At 71.7% G+C, this 13241-nt stretch carries 14 protein-coding genes and 1 tRNA gene; 14 read left to right on the top strand and 1 reads right to left on the bottom strand.

All coding sequences use genetic code 11. The features are described 5' to 3' along the window. From OG344_RS04360 to OG344_RS04325, 8 genes are all read left to right on the top strand, one after another. Nucleotides 1-654: a hypothetical protein gene (locus tag OG344_RS04360; RefSeq protein ID WP_405087070.1), complete on the top strand. Its 654-nt coding sequence runs from the start codon at nucleotides 1-3 to the stop codon at nucleotides 652-654. Nucleotides 655-699: 45 nt separating this feature from the next. Continuing rightward, nucleotides 700-1749, top strand: coding sequence for a MazG family protein (locus OG344_RS04355; RefSeq protein ID WP_405087069.1), 1050 nt, complete (start codon nucleotides 700-702; stop codon nucleotides 1747-1749). Between the two features lie 82 nt (nucleotides 1750-1831). Then, on the top strand, nucleotides 1832-3112 hold the full coding sequence (gene eno, locus OG344_RS04350) for a phosphopyruvate hydratase (protein WP_327047967.1): 1281 nt from the start codon (nucleotides 1832-1834) through the stop codon (nucleotides 3110-3112). An 88-nt stretch (nucleotides 3113-3200) separates the two neighbouring features. After that, on the top strand, nucleotides 3201-3656 hold the full coding sequence (locus OG344_RS04345; RefSeq protein WP_405087068.1) for a septum formation initiator family protein: 456 nt from the start codon (nucleotides 3201-3203) through the stop codon (nucleotides 3654-3656). Between the two features lie 72 nt (nucleotides 3657-3728). Further along, entirely contained in the window at nucleotides 3729-4256 is a 528-nt protein-coding gene (locus tag OG344_RS04340) for a DUF501 domain-containing protein (protein WP_405087067.1), read from the top strand. Nucleotides 4257-4344: 88 nt separating this feature from the next. Next, a complete protein-coding gene (locus OG344_RS04335) occupies nucleotides 4345-5277 on the top strand; it encodes an exopolyphosphatase (protein WP_405087066.1) in 933 nt (310 codons plus the stop codon). Between the two features lie 69 nt (nucleotides 5278-5346). Beyond that, entirely contained in the window at nucleotides 5347-5676 is a 330-nt protein-coding gene (locus OG344_RS04330; protein WP_208804240.1) for a PadR family transcriptional regulator, read from the top strand. Continuing rightward, a complete protein-coding gene (locus OG344_RS04325) occupies nucleotides 5673-6788 on the top strand; it encodes an HAAS signaling domain-containing protein (protein ID WP_327047963.1) in 1116 nt (371 codons plus the stop codon). Before OG344_RS04330 ends, OG344_RS04325 begins: the two co-directional genes overlap by 4 nt. A gap of 4 nt (nucleotides 6789-6792) precedes the next feature. Here the strand turns inward: OG344_RS04325 and OG344_RS04320 are convergent, their stop codons facing one another. Further along, nucleotides 6793-7998, bottom strand: coding sequence for a cytochrome P450 (locus OG344_RS04320; protein WP_405087065.1), 1206 nt, complete (start codon nucleotides 7996-7998; stop codon nucleotides 6793-6795). Nucleotides 7999-8216: 218 nt separating this feature from the next. On the opposite strand from OG344_RS04320, the gene OG344_RS04315 reads away from it, so the two are divergent. The 6 genes from OG344_RS04315 to OG344_RS04290 all read left to right on the top strand — a co-directional run bounded on the left by OG344_RS04315 (nucleotide 8217) and on the right by OG344_RS04290 (nucleotide 13195). Further along, nucleotides 8217-9017, top strand: coding sequence for a uracil-DNA glycosylase (locus OG344_RS04315; RefSeq protein ID WP_405087064.1), 801 nt, complete (start codon nucleotides 8217-8219; stop codon nucleotides 9015-9017). Nucleotides 9018-9179: 162 nt separating this feature from the next. Beyond that, a complete protein-coding gene (locus tag OG344_RS04310; protein WP_405087063.1) occupies nucleotides 9180-10538 on the top strand; it encodes an NAD(P)/FAD-dependent oxidoreductase in 1359 nt (452 codons plus the stop codon). Nucleotides 10539-10829: 291 nt separating this feature from the next. Then, nucleotides 10830-10902: transfer RNA gene (locus tag OG344_RS04305), tRNA-Leu, on the top strand. Between the two features lie 589 nt (nucleotides 10903-11491). Further along, nucleotides 11492-12277, top strand: a complete 786-nt coding sequence (locus OG344_RS04300) for a Bax inhibitor-1/YccA family protein (protein ID WP_405087062.1) — start codon at nucleotides 11492-11494, stop codon at nucleotides 12275-12277. A gap of 231 nt (nucleotides 12278-12508) precedes the next feature. Beyond that, nucleotides 12509-12727 carry a DUF4287 domain-containing protein gene (locus OG344_RS04295; RefSeq protein ID WP_117410461.1) on the top strand — a complete coding sequence of 73 codons (219 nt, stop codon included), beginning with the start codon at nucleotides 12509-12511 and terminating at the stop codon, nucleotides 12725-12727. A gap of 57 nt (nucleotides 12728-12784) precedes the next feature. After that, nucleotides 12785-13195 (top strand): PPOX class F420-dependent oxidoreductase, encoded by a 411-nt coding sequence (locus OG344_RS04290; protein WP_405087061.1) that lies wholly within the window; start codon nucleotides 12785-12787, stop codon nucleotides 13193-13195. Nucleotides 13196-13241 lie beyond the last annotated feature (46 nt).

Raw genomic sequence — 13241 nt, 5'->3', positions numbered from 1 at the left:
GTGAAGTCGTATCGAGTGCGCGTCGCCGTGACGCTGGCGGCGGCCGGTATCGCCATGACCGCCTGCGGCGGCCCGGTGCAGGCGGGTTCCGCGGCCATCATCGGCAACGAGCGCATCACCTCCAGCCAGGTGAACGACGAGGTGCGCGCGCTGCGCGCCGACCTCGCCGCGAACAAGATCCCCGAGGACCAGCTTCAGCTGCCCGCCTCGCTGCCGCAGATGGTGCTGCTCAACATGACCTTCAGCAGGCAGTTCGAGGAGCTCGGCCGGCGCAAGGGCGTCACCGCCAGCGATCGGGACATCGACGACCTCGCCGTGGCGCAGGGCGGCTGGGCGCAGTTCGACAAGGTGCTGCTGGCCAACGGCATCCCGGGCGACCAGAGCCGGGCCTTCCTCCGCGCCTACATCATCCGGTCGAAGCTGGCCCAGCAGGCCGGGGCGGGCCAGGACGAGGCGAGCCAGCAGGCCGCAGGGCAGAAGGTGCTCCAGGAGGCCGAGACGACGGTCCCGGTGAAGTACAGCCCGCGGTACGGCAAGTACGACCCCCAGCAGGGGTTCGTGGCCGACGACCGCTTCGGTGCGTACCAGCCCGCCCCGCCCGCCGCGCCCGCTGACGCCGGGGCCGCCGAGGAGGCCCCGCCGGCCGCCGGCTGAGCAGCGGCTGAGCGGCGGCCGTGCACCGGTCGTTAGGGTGAGGGCATGTCGTTGATCGTGGTGACCACCTCGCCCCGGGTCGCCCCCGGCCTGCTCGCCCCCGCGGCGTGGCGGGCCCTCACCCGGGGCCGGGTGCTCACCGGCGCCGCGGATCATCCGTACCTGCCCTATCTCGGCGAGGCCGGCGTCCCGGTCGAGGTGGTGACGCCCGACCCGGGCGCGCTCGCCCGCGAGAGCCGTACGGGGACGGTGGTGTGGCTGGCCGCCCAGGACGGCGACGAGGACCTCATGCGCGCGGTCGGCCACGCCGCGCTCTCCCTGGCCGACCCGCCGGAGATCGAGGTCGTCCCCGGCTCCTACGACCTTCCCGGGGCCCGGGTGCTTGATCTCGTCCAGGTCATGGACCGGCTGCGCCGCGAGTGCCCGTGGGACCGCGGGCAGACCCACGAGTCGCTCGCGCCCTACCTGGTCGAGGAGGCCTACGAGGTGCTCGAGACCATCGACCAGGGCGACTACCCGGCCCTCCGGGAGGAACTGGGCGACCTGCTGCTCCAGGTGATGTTCCACTCCCGGGTGGCCCAGGAGCGGACGGCCGAGGGCGGCGGCTTCGACGTCGACGACGTGGCCGCCGGAATCGTGGAGAAGCTGGTGCGCCGGCACCCCCACGTCTTCGGCGGCGTCCGGGTGACCGGGGCCGGAGAGGTCAGCGACAACTGGGAGACGATCAAGGCCGCCGAGCGCGCCGCCAAGGGCGAGACCGCGTCGGCGCTCAGCGGCGTGCCGATGGGACAGCCCGCGATCTCCCTGGCCGCCCAGCTGCTCCGCCGGGCCGGTCGGGCCGGCGCGCCCGCCTCGCTCGCCGACGGCCTCACCGCCGGTGCCGGGTCCCGCCTGTTCGGGCTCGTACGGATGGTCCAGGAGGACGGGCTCGACCCCGAGGCCGAGCTCAGGGCGGCGGCCAGGGAGTATCGGCGGCGGGTCGAGCGGTGGGAGGCCGGCACAGAGCAGATCGGCACAGAGCAGATCGGCACAGGGCAGGCGGGGGAAGGGCAGGCGGGGGAAGGGCAGGCACGGGAGCCTCGGGACACGCCGTGAACCGGAGCCCCTCCGCCGTACCGTGTATTAGGGACCGATAGGCTCCTGTCGCAAACCGCCCGCCTTTTTGCTAGGAGCGTTCGTGGCTGCCATCGAGGCCGTTACCGCCCGCGAGATCCTCGATTCCCGTGGGAACCCCACGGTCGAGGTCGAGGTACTGCTGGACGACTACAGCACCGGCCGCGCCGCCGTTCCGAGCGGCGCCTCCACCGGCCAGTTCGAGGCCGTCGAGCTGCGCGACGGGGACAAGAGCCGCTATCTCGGCAAGGGTGTCGAGAAGGCCGTCCTCGGCGTCACCGACGAGATCGCCGACGAGATCATCGGCTTCGACGCCGAGGAGCAGCGTCTGATCGACCAGACGATGATCGACCTCGACGGCACGCCGAACAAGGCCCGCCTCGGGGCCAACGCGCTCCTCGGCATCTCGCTGGCCGTCGCCAAGGCCGCCGCCGACAGCGCCGACCTGCCCCTGTTCCGCTACATCGGGGGCCCGAACGCGCACATCCTGCCCGTGCCGATGATGAACATCCTGAACGGCGGCGCGCACGCCGACACCAACGTGGACATCCAGGAGTTCATGATCGCCCCGATCGGGGCCGAGACGTTCTCCGAGGCGCTGCGCATGGGCGCCGAGACCTACCACACGCTCAAGGGCGTGCTGAAGGAGAAGGGCTACGCCACGGGCCTCGGCGACGAGGGCGGCTTCGCGCCGAACCTGCCGTCGAACCGCGACGCGCTCGACCTGATCCTGGTGGCGATCGAGAAGGCCGGCTACACCCCGGGCCAGGACATCGCGCTCGCGCTCGACGTCGCGGCGAGCGAGTTCCACAAGGACGGCGTCTACACGATCGACGGCAAGGGCGTGTCGTCCGCCGAGCTGATCTCCTTCTACGAGGACCTGGTCCGCTCCTATCCGCTGGTCTCCATCGAGGACCCGCTGAACGAGGAGGACTGGGAGGGCTGGAAGGCCATCACCACGTCCCTCGGCGCGAAGGTCCAGCTCGTGGGTGACGACCTGTTCGTGACCAATCCCGAGCGGCTCGGCCGCGGCATCGGCGAGGGCGCGGCCAACGCCCTGCTGGTGAAGGTGAACCAGATCGGCACGCTGTCGGAGACCCTCGACGCGGTCGACCTCGCCCACCGCAGCGGCTACCGCTGCATGATGAGCCACCGCTCCGGCGAGACCGAGGACACCACGATCGCCGACCTCGCCGTGGCCACCAACTGCGGCCAGATCAAGACCGGCGCCCCGGCCCGCTCCGACCGCGTGGCGAAGTACAACCAGCTCCTGCGCATCGAGGAGCTGCTCGACGACGCGGCGCGGTACGCCGGTCGCGCCGCCTTCCCGCGCTTCAAGGGATAACGGCGGCGCGACGGGGTAGCCTGCGGCGAACGCGGGCGGCCCCGCCGGGTCCTGCGCGAGGGCTGACCGGGGAGGGATGGTTTCGGTGGTGGCGACGCGGCCGCAGCTCACCGGGCGCGCGGCGATCCTCGCGGTCGTCGTGTGCGCTATCGCGATGAGCCTGGCCTATCCCGCCCGGGAGTACGTCGCCCAGCGGCGGCAGATCGCCCAGCTGGAGGCGCAGCAGGCGAACGCGCTGAGCAAACTCCAGAGGCTGGAGGAGCGGCGCCGCCGCCTGGAGGACCCGGAGTACATCAAGCGCCTGGCCAAGGAGCGGCTCTTCTACTGCGAGCCGGGGGCCGACTGCTACCAGGTGCTCGACGAGGCGGACGGCTCCACCGCCGCCAAGGCCGGAAGCAAGCCCCCGGAGCGACCCGCGTGGTACGTCACGCTCTGGCGGTCCTTCGAGGCGGCGGACAAGGGACGGCCCGCCGCACCGGCGGCGCGGCCGAGTCCCGCGCAGCCGGCGGGGCAGCAGGAGAGCACGGCGCCGTCGGCGGGATGAGGCCCGCGAACGGCCGTACGGACCGGCGCGCGGACACCGCGGCGGGCATGGGGAACGGCGAGGAGAATCGACGTGGCGGACCAGGTGGACCAGGCGGACCTGGCGGCGGCGCGGGCGCAGCTCGGGCGTCCCCCGCGCGGGGTGCGGGCCGTCGCCCACCGGTGCCCCTGCGGGCTGCCCGACGTGCTGGAGACCGCGCCGCGGCTGCCCGACGGCACGCCGTTCCCCACCCTGTTCTACCTGACCTGCCCCAAGGCGGCCTCGGCCATCGGCACGCTGGAGTCGTCCGGGCTGATGAAGCGGATGCAGGCCCGGCTCGCCGAGGACCCCGAACTGGCCGAGGCCTACCGGGCGGCCCACGAGGACTACCTCGACCGCCGCGACCGGGCGGCCGGCGAGGAGGGCATGGAGTCGCTGCCCCGCGACATGCAGAGCGCGGGCGGGATGCCCGGCCGGGTCAAGTGCCTCCACGCGCTGGTCGCGCACGAACTGGCCGCGCCCGGCGTCAACCCGTTCGGCCGGGAGGCCCTGGACGCGCTGCCGCGGTGGTGGGCCGACGGACCCTGCGTAGAGACGGGTCAAGAGACGGATTCCGCGTGACCACGCGCGGAGACGCGCCCCGCGTGACGTGGGCGGAGACGGACCAGGATTCGGACGGGGAACGGCGCACCGACGGGAGGACCGGGGCATGAGGCGGGTGGCGGCGATCGACTGCGGGACCAACTCGGTCCGGCTCCTCATCGCGGACGTCTCCGGTGACGACCTCACGGACGTCGAGCGTCGGATGGAGATCGTCCGGCTCGGCCAGGACGTCGACAGGACGGGGCGGCTCGCGCCCGAGGCGTTGGAGCGCACGTTCACCGCCATGCGCGGATACGCCAAGCTGATCAGGGAGCACGCCTCGGGCGAGGAGGTGCCGGTCCGGGTGGTCGCCACCTCGGCGACCCGGGACGCCGCCAACCGGGCCGACTTCGTGACCGGCGTGCGGGAGATCTTCGGCGTGGAGCCCGAGGTGGTCTCGGGCGACGAGGAGGCCGGGCTGTCCTTCGCCGGAGCGACCCGGGGCCTCGCCCGCGCCGGGGCCGCGGCCGAGACGCCGTGTCTGGTGGTCGACATCGGCGGCGGCAGCACCGAGTTCGTCGTCGGCTCGCGGAGCGTCGAGGGCGCGTTGTCGGTGGACATCGGGTGCGTACGGCTCACGGAGCGGCACCTGCGGGCCGATCCTCCGGCGGACGGGGACGTGACGGCCGCCGTCGCCGACATCGAGGCGGCCATGGACCGGGTGGAGGAGCACGTTCCCGTCCGTACGGCGCGGACGCTCGTCGGCCTCGCCGGTTCGGTCACCACGGTCGCCGGGATCGCGCTGGACCTGCCCGCCTACGACCCCGCGCGCATCCACCACTCGCGGATCCCCGCCGAGCGGGTCCACGAGGTGTCCGCGCGCCTGCTGCGCATGACCCACGACGAGCGGGCGGCCATACCGGTCATGCATCCGGGACGGGTGGACGTGATCGGCGCGGGCGCGCTGATCCTCGACCGGATCGTCCGCCGCTACGGCTTCGCCGAGGTCGTCGTCAGCGAGCACGACATCCTCGACGGGATCGCCTGGTCGCTCGCCTGACCCGCCGGGAGGCGTCCGCGCCAGGCTCGATCTTGTAGCTACTGTGCATTGCGTAGTACTCTGCGATGCGTGGACAGTAGCCAGCTTCTCAAGGGGGTCCTCGACCTGGCCGTCCTCGCGGTGCTCGCCGAACGTGACAGCTACGGCTACGACGTCGTACGCCGCCTGCGCGAGGCGGGGCTGGAGGACGTCGGCGACGCCTCTGTGTACGGGACCCTGCGGCGGCTCTTCAAGGCCGGAGCGCTCAACTCCTACGTGGTCGCCTCCGACGAGGGGCCGCACCGCAAGTACTACGGCCTGAACGACGTCGGCCGCTCGCTCCTCCAGAACTCGGCGACGACCTGGACGTCGTTCGCCGCCACCATGAACGACCTGCTGAAGGAGGTCGCCTCGGCATGAACTCCCCCCTGACGCCCAAGGCGTACGCCGACGCCGTGCGCGAGGCACTGGCCGATCTTCCCCCGGAGGACCGGGAGACCCTGCTGGAAGACCTCCACGACCACATCTCGGAGGTCGCGGCCGAGCCGGGACTGTCCCTGGAGGACCGGCTCGGCGCTCCGGAGGCGTACGCCGCCGAGTTGCGCGCCGCCTACGGCGGCCGGCCGGCGGGCGCCCCGACCTCCCGGCGCGGCCGGCTGCGCGCCGGGACGGCCGGGACCGCCCGGCGCGTCCACACCCGCATGCTGGGCCTGCCGCCCTACCGCCAGGCGGCCGCCTTCCTCCCCGAGTTGCGCCCGGCCTGGTGGGTGCTGCGCGGCTACGCGGTCGCGCTGGCCGTGCTCGCGCCCCTGACCTCGCCCGGGCTGGTCCCCGGCGACCTGGTGGCGTGGGTGTTCACCCTCACCGTCGTCTGGGGCTCCGTCTGGCTGGGCCGGCACGCCCGCGCGGGTTCACGGGGCTGGGGGCGGACGCTGCTCGCCGGGGTCAACGTGCTGGCGGTGGTCCTCGTGATCTCCGCAATGACCCTCGTGCCGAGCACGTCGCCCCGGGACGTGTCCTTCGACTACGGCCCCGCCCCGGCCGCGATGCGGGGAGAGAGGGTGTTGACGATCGAGCGCGTCGCCGCCCCGGAGGGCGGTCCGGTCTACAACATCCTCCCGTACGCCGCGGACGGCACCCAACTGCACGACGTGCGCCTCTATGATCAGGACGGCAGGCCGCTCACCCTGCGGCCGGAGGACTTCGGGCAGATGCTCGTCATCCCCTGTGAGGGGGAGCCGCCACTCCGCAACGCCTACCCCCTGCCGCTCACGTCGTTCGACCCCAGGGCCGCCCGGGAACGCGACTGCGTCTCCGACTCGGCCACCGACTCAGCCGCCGACTCCGCCTCGGCCACCGCCGCGCCGGCCCCCATGGTCACGGCGACCCACGGTGAAGGTGGCAGTGACGGCGACGGCGGCGAGGAGGCGGGCCCGACACCCGCGCCCGCCACATCCACCACACCCGCCGCGCCTGCCGCGTCGCCGGCCCCGTCCCGGACGAAGCCGGCGCCGGACCGCCGGGGCGACTGACCGGTCAGGCGCGCAGCCGGACCGGGAGGGAGAACAGGCCGCGCATGATCATGCTCGGCCACCAGCGCAGCTCGGCCGGGTCGACGGCGAGGGCCAGATCGGGGAAGCGCTCCAGCACCCTGCCGATCGCGGCCTCTCCCTCGACCTTGGCCAGGGCGGCGCCGATGCAGTAGTGGGCCCCCCGGCCGAACGCGAGGTGCGGTTCGCCGATCCGGCCCGGCGCGAACGTGTCCGGGTCGGCGAAGGCCGCGGGGTCCCGGTTGGCCGCCGGCAGCGAGACGAGGATCGGCTCCCCGGGCCGCATCTCCTGGCCGCCGATCACGACCGGCTCGGTGGGGAACCGCCAGGTGGCGTTCCGTACGGGACCGTCGTAGCGCAGGATCTCGTCGATGTGGTCCGGCAGCAGGGCGGGATCGTCACGCAGGGCCCGCGCCTGGGCGGGATGCCGCAGCAGCGCGAGGAGGCCGTTGCCGATCAGCGCCACCGTCGTCTCGTGACCCGCGACGAGCAGCAGGAACGCGGTCGAGGTGAGCTCGTCCTTGTCGATCTCGCCCTGGTTGGACCGTCGTACGAGGTCGGTGAGCAGGTCGTTCCCCGGCCTCGACCGCTTGAGCTCGACCAGGTCGTCCAGGAACGCCTCCAGGGCGTCGGTGGCCCGGGCGATCTCCTCCAGCTCCGAGGCGGCGGCGGAGTCGATCACCGAGGCGTGCCGGTGGAAGACGGCCCGGTCCTCCTCGGGCACGCCGAGCAGGTCGCAGATGATCGCGATCGGCAGGGGATAGGCGAGACCGGCGACCAGGTCCGCCTCCGGGCCGTCGAGACGGTCGAGGAGGTCGTCGGTGATCTCCAGTGCCCGGGCCCGCAGCCCCGCGATCCGCCGGGGCGTGAAGGCCGCGCTCACGACACGGCGCAGCCGCGCGTGGTCGGCCCCGTCCGCGTTGATCATGTGCCGGGCGAGCGACGGCCGGTGATCGAGGGGCAGGCCGAGACCGGCGGCCCGCCACTCCGGCGAACCCGCTGCGGGATCCTTGGCGAGCGACGGGTGGGTCAGCGTGGCGACGGCGTCCTCGTACCGCGTGACCAGCCACGCGTCGCAGCCGGGCAGCGGCACGCGGCTGACCGGCGCGTTGCGCCGCAGCCAGTCGAAGGCGGGATAGGGGTCGGCGTCGAAGGCGGGGCCGAACAGCGGGGGGCATGGGTCGGTGGACACGGGCCGGTACGTACCCACCTCCGGCGCGGCGGAAAAGATCGGAATCTTCGTCGGTGTATGCCCTCACGACACTCGCGCCCACTAGCGGCCACGCGGGCTCACTCGCGCCCACGCGGGCCGCGCGGGCCGGTGCCCGGGCGTCGTGACCGGCGGTCGCGGGCGTCGTGAGAGCCGGCTTCCGGCCGGCGCATCCCCGTCGACCTGGCACGATCGGTGGCATGAGCTTCGTTCCTCCCGGTTCCGGCTGGCCGGGCGATCCCGCCGGCCCCGGCACCCCCGTCGCCCGTGACGCCCACGAGGTCGCCAAGCTCGCGGCCGAGAGCCGCACGCTCGCGGACCTGACGGCCAGGCAGTCGGTGTGCCGGGCCTGCCCCCGGCTCGTCGAATGGCGGGAGGAGGTCGCCGACGTGCGGCGGCGGGCGTTCGCGGACGAGACCTACTGGGGTCGGCCGATCGCGGGCTGGGGCGACGACGCGCCGCACACGCTGATCGTGGGTCTGGCCCCCGCCGCGCACGGGGGCAACCGTACCGGGCGGATCTTCACCGGCGACCGCAGCGGCGACTGGCTGTTCGCCTCGCTGCACCGCACCGGGCTCGCCGCGAAGGAGACCAGCGTCCACGCGGGCGACGGCCAGCGGCTGATCGGAGCCCGCATGATGGCCGCCGTGCGCTGCGCGCCGCCCGCCAACAAGCCGACCCCCGAGGAGCGCGACACCTGCTTCCCCTGGCTCGCGGCGGAGCTGGCGCTGGTCGCCGGAACGACCCGGGTGATCGTGGCCCTCGGCGGCTTCGCCTGGCAGGCGGTCTGGCCCGCGCTGCGCGCGGCGGGCTTCACCCTGCCGTCCCGCAGGCCCGCGTTCGGGCACGCCGTCGAGGTGCCGCTCGTCCACGGCGCGACGCCCGTCACCCTCATCGGCTGCTATCACCCCAGCCAGCAGAACACCTTCACCGGAAGGGTCACGGCGGAGATGCTCGACGCCGTCTTCGCCCGGGCCGCCGCCCTCGGGAGCACCGCCTGATCAGGCTTGTGAACGGATTCACGAGTGCGAACTCCATCACTCCCGGAATATCGCGGTAATTTTTGCCGGAACATCGCCGACGGATGACCAAGTGGGGAAAATCACTCGACCTTCGGCCCTTGCGCGTTGGCCTCGTGGCCAACTCGTGACGTAAGCTTGTGAATGGTTTCACAAGCCTTGGAGGGCATCGTGGCAGACCGCAAGCCGCAGCACATCGTCATCGTCGGCGGTGGATACGTGGGCCTCTACTCCGCCCTTCGTCTCCAGCGCACGCTCCGTCGTGAGCTCCGTGACGGCAGCGTGCGGATCACGCTCATCGACCCGCAGTCGTACATGACCTACCAGCCGTTCCTGCCCGAGGCGGCGGCCGGCAACATCTCGCCGCGCCACGTCGTGGCGCCGCTGCGCCGGGTGCTCCCGAAGGTCCGCATCCTCAACGGCAGGGTCTCCAAGGTGCACCACGAGGCCCGTACGGTCACCTTCGAGCCCCCGGCGGGCCAGTCGAGGGAGATCGAGTACGACGTCATCGTGATGGCCGCCGGGTCGATCTCCCGGACGCTGCCGATCCCCGGCCTGGAGGACGCGGCCATCGGCTTCAAGAGCGTCGGCGAGGCCATCGCGCTCCGCAACAGGGTCCTCGCCCTCCTCGACCGCGCCGAGTCGGCCGAGGACGAGGACGTGCGCCGCCGGGCGCTCACCTTCGTCGTGGTCGGCGGCGGCTTCGCGGGCATCGAGGCGCTCGCCGAGCTGGAGGACATGACCGAGGACGCGATCAAGTACTACCCGGGCATCGACAAGAAGGACCTGCGCTGGGTCCTCATCGAGGCGTCCAACCGCATCCTCCCCGAGGTCGGCCCCGAGATGGGCGAGTGGACCGCCGAGCAGCTCCGCGAGCGCGGCATCGAGCTCAAGATGGAGACGTTCCTGCAGTCCTGTGAGGGCGGCCTGGTCAAGACCTCCGACGGCGACGAGTTTGAGTCGGCCACGATCGTCTGGACCGCTGGCGTCAAGCCCAGCCCGGTCGTCAACTCCACCGACCTGCCGCTCGACGAGCGCGGCCGGATCAAGACCACCACCCGCCTGACCATCGCGGGCGTCAAGGGCGCCTTCGCCGCCGGCGACGTCGCGGGTGTGCCCGACGTGACCAACCCCGGTCAGTTCTGCGCCCCGAACGCCCAGCACGCCGTACGGCAGGCCCGGGTCCTGGGCGACAACATCACCGCGTACCTGCGCGGGGAGGAGCTGAAGGACTACCGGCACAAGTACGTCGGGTCGGTCGCGGGCCTGGGCCTCCACCGGGGCGTCGCCAACGTCTACGGCATCAAGCTGCGCGGCCTCCCCGCCTGGTTCATGCACCGCACCTACCACCTGTCGCGGGTGCCCACCGTGAACCGCAAGGTGCGGGTGGTCATGGACTGGACGCTGTCGCTGTTCTTCAAGCGGGAGACGATCTCCCTGGGCGAGATCGAGCACCCGCGCGACGAGTTCCGGGCCGCCGCCAAGAGCGGGCTCAAGCGCTGAGCCTCCGGCCGGGCGCCACCACGGCGGATGCCCGGCCGGAGGTCGTGTCTCCCACGGCCTGGGACGGCCCGGCGCGCACCGCCGGGCCGTTCCGCGCTCTCCACGGCCCGGACCGGTGATGTCATGAAGGCGTGAGCGCCGCCGGATCGCGGTCCGGGCGCTCCCGGAGGGTCTCCCGTTCCTTGACCGGCCGGCGCCCACCGACGCCGTTCACCGACCGTGGAAAGGGGGACAAGCCGCGTAAGACGTAACTTGCTTACAGAGGAGTGATCCGTGACATATGATCGCGGCGCCCCCGTAGCCCAATGGCAGAGGCAAGCCCCTTAAAAGGGCTGTGGTGTGGGTTCGAGTCCCACCGGGGGCACTGTGTGCCGCCTCACCCAATCAGCCCGTGACCTGCGGGAGCGTGCCCACAGGCCGATCGCGACCAGCCGGCTGAGTACGGCCGGCCCGTATCGACTACGGCCCGTCCTGCCCCCGTGTGCCCGCGATTCCATTTCCCGTCCCGTACATAGGTGACGAAGTGGCGGCGGTCTGCCCGCACGCTGTACGGCGCGGAAATGGCCGGTTCGGTGAACGGTCGGCAACGGCAGCGCTCTTCGCGGTGGACGCCTTTCCGGGCAGTGCATGTAGCACGCCGATGATTCGCACCTTCTGACCCTGATCTCGCCCCCGACGGGCTCGCTCCGGTCAAGGCGCGGTACGCCCTGATGGCGGCGCTCGGCGGAGGCGGGCGGCAGGCCGTACGGGACTGGTTCGCCCGGCTCTGACTGCACCGGGAGTCCCGGCTTTTTTCCTTACCGGGTGGCGGGAACCCGGCCGGGGGGCCGAACGTTGCCATTGTGGCGGGGTGGCGTTCCATGTGCGATGAGCCCGAGGAACACCGCCCCCCGGGCATGTCCCCACTGGCCGCCCCAGCGGCTGATCGGCAAGTCGCGTCCTGGAGGAAGCGGATGGAGAGCAAGAACCCCATATTCAGTCGGCGTGGAGCGGCTGGTCAGCAGACGTGGACCGGCCCGACGCCCAGCGCGCGTGAACTGAACGACATGTACGCCGCCCCCTCCTACGCCCCAACGGCTGAGCGCGCCATGACGATGGACGACGTCGTCATGCGCGGCTTCATGACGCTCGGCACGCTCGTCGTCTCGGCCGCCCTGGCGTGGTATTTCAACGTCGGCTGGGGGCTCGCCGCCCCCGCGATGATCGTGGGCCTGATCCTCGGGCTCATCGTGTCGTTCAAGCAGAGCACGAACCCGGCGCTGATCCTCGGCTACTCCCTCTGCTACGGCATCGCCATCGGCGTGCTGAGCCACATGTACGAGACGGTGTACAACGGCATCGTCCTGCAGGCCGTGCTCGGCACGATGGTCGCCTTCGGCGGCACGCTCGCGGTGTACGCACTGAAGATCTTCCGGCCGACGCCGAAGTTCGCCAAGTTCGTGGTCGCCGCCGCGTTCGGGGCGATCGGCCTCATGCTGATCAACTGGATCGCGAGCATCTTCGTCAGCGGCGGCCTGGGCCTGCGGACCGACAGCCCGATCGGCTGGATCTTCAGCATCGGCATGATCCTGCTGGGCTGCTTCTTCCTGCTGCTCGACTTCAGCGAGATCGAGCAGGGGGTGCGGGCCGGCGTGCCGGAGCGCTACTCCTGGCTGATGGCGTTCGGCCTGACGCTGAGCCTCGTCTGGCTCTACCTGGAGATCCTCCGCTTCATCAGCTACTTCACGAACAACGACTAGCGGGTGCCCGCCGGGCCTGCCGAAGGTCCACCGGGCACCTCCCAGTCACCGCGTGAGCAGGGCGCCGTTCCTCCCGGAGCGGCGCTCTTTTTTGGTGCTATAGCAGGATTCGGTGATCGGATCTGTAAGTTTGGATCAACATCCTGTAACAAAACGATGCCGTTGGGGGCTTGTCAAGCGCGGACCGGTGATGCACTGTGACACAAAGCAGCCTTTTCCGTGGAGGTGCCCATGTCGTTGAACCACTCACCGGAGACCCAGACCAAGCTGATCGCCCGCGTCCCGTCCATAACCGGGCGTGAACTCCCCGAGTGGTTCGAAGCCATCGACAACGGTCCGTCGTTCCTGCGCTGTGAGGAGCGGGCCAACTGGCTCGCCGACGAGCACGGGCTGAGCCACGGCTACGCCGCCGCGATCGTCCGCGAGCACGAGCGGCGCCGTCGCTTCTAGCAGCAGCACGAGCAGGAACGCGCCCGCGCCGGCCAGGTGCGGGCGCATCATTGTCTTATGGATCTCGACAAGGCGCGTGAGTTCGTCAGGAACAACCACCGAGCGGTCATGCTGACCTGGCATCCGGACGGACGCCCCCAGACCTCCCCGGTCACCGTCGGCTGCGACGAGGACGGCCACATCGTGGTCAGCAGCCGTGAAACCGCCGTGAAGACCCGCAATCTCCGCAACAACCCGCAGGTCGTGCTGACCGTGACGACCGACGCGTTCTTCGGGGCGTGGGTCCAGATCGAGGGCACGGCGGAGGTCGTCCCGCTGCCCGAGGCGATGGAGTCGCTGGTCCGGTACTACCGCGACATCAGCGGCGAGCACCCGGACTGGGACGACTACCGCGCGGCGATGGTCCGGGACAAGCGCGTGATCATCCGCATCGAGCCCACCCGCGCCGGCCCCGACCACCACGGCTGACGATCCCGATGTGGCCGTCCGCGCCGGGCCCGGCGCGGGGTCAGGC

The sequence above is a fragment of the Microbispora sp. NBC_01389 genome, assembly GCF_045040095.1.
GTDB lineage: Bacteria > Actinomycetota > Actinomycetes > Streptosporangiales > Streptosporangiaceae > Microbispora.
The sequence above is the reverse complement of the archived record's forward strand: the minus strand, read 5'-3'. Positions and strand labels throughout refer to the sequence as shown.

Coding starts and splice junctions, on each gene's coding strand:
- OG344_RS04355 (WP_405087069.1), top strand. CDS start 700: ATGTCGTTGATCGTGGTGACCACCTCGCCCCGGGTCGCCCCCGGCCTG.
- OG344_RS04290 (WP_405087061.1), top strand. CDS start 12,785: ATGGATCTCGACAAGGCGCGTGAGTTCGTCAGGAACAACCACCGAGCG.
- OG344_RS04310 (WP_405087063.1), top strand. CDS start 9,180: ATGGTTTCACAAGCCTTGGAGGGCATCGTGGCAGACCGCAAGCCGCAG.
- OG344_RS04315 (WP_405087064.1), top strand. CDS start 8,217: ATGAGCTTCGTTCCTCCCGGTTCCGGCTGGCCGGGCGATCCCGCCGGC.
- OG344_RS04335 (WP_405087066.1), top strand. CDS start 4,345: ATGAGGCGGGTGGCGGCGATCGACTGCGGGACCAACTCGGTCCGGCTC.
- OG344_RS04325 (WP_327047963.1), top strand. CDS start 5,673: ATGAACTCCCCCCTGACGCCCAAGGCGTACGCCGACGCCGTGCGCGAG.
- OG344_RS04300 (WP_405087062.1), top strand. CDS start 11,492: ATGGAGAGCAAGAACCCCATATTCAGTCGGCGTGGAGCGGCTGGTCAG.
- OG344_RS04295 (WP_117410461.1), top strand. CDS start 12,509: ATGTCGTTGAACCACTCACCGGAGACCCAGACCAAGCTGATCGCCCGC.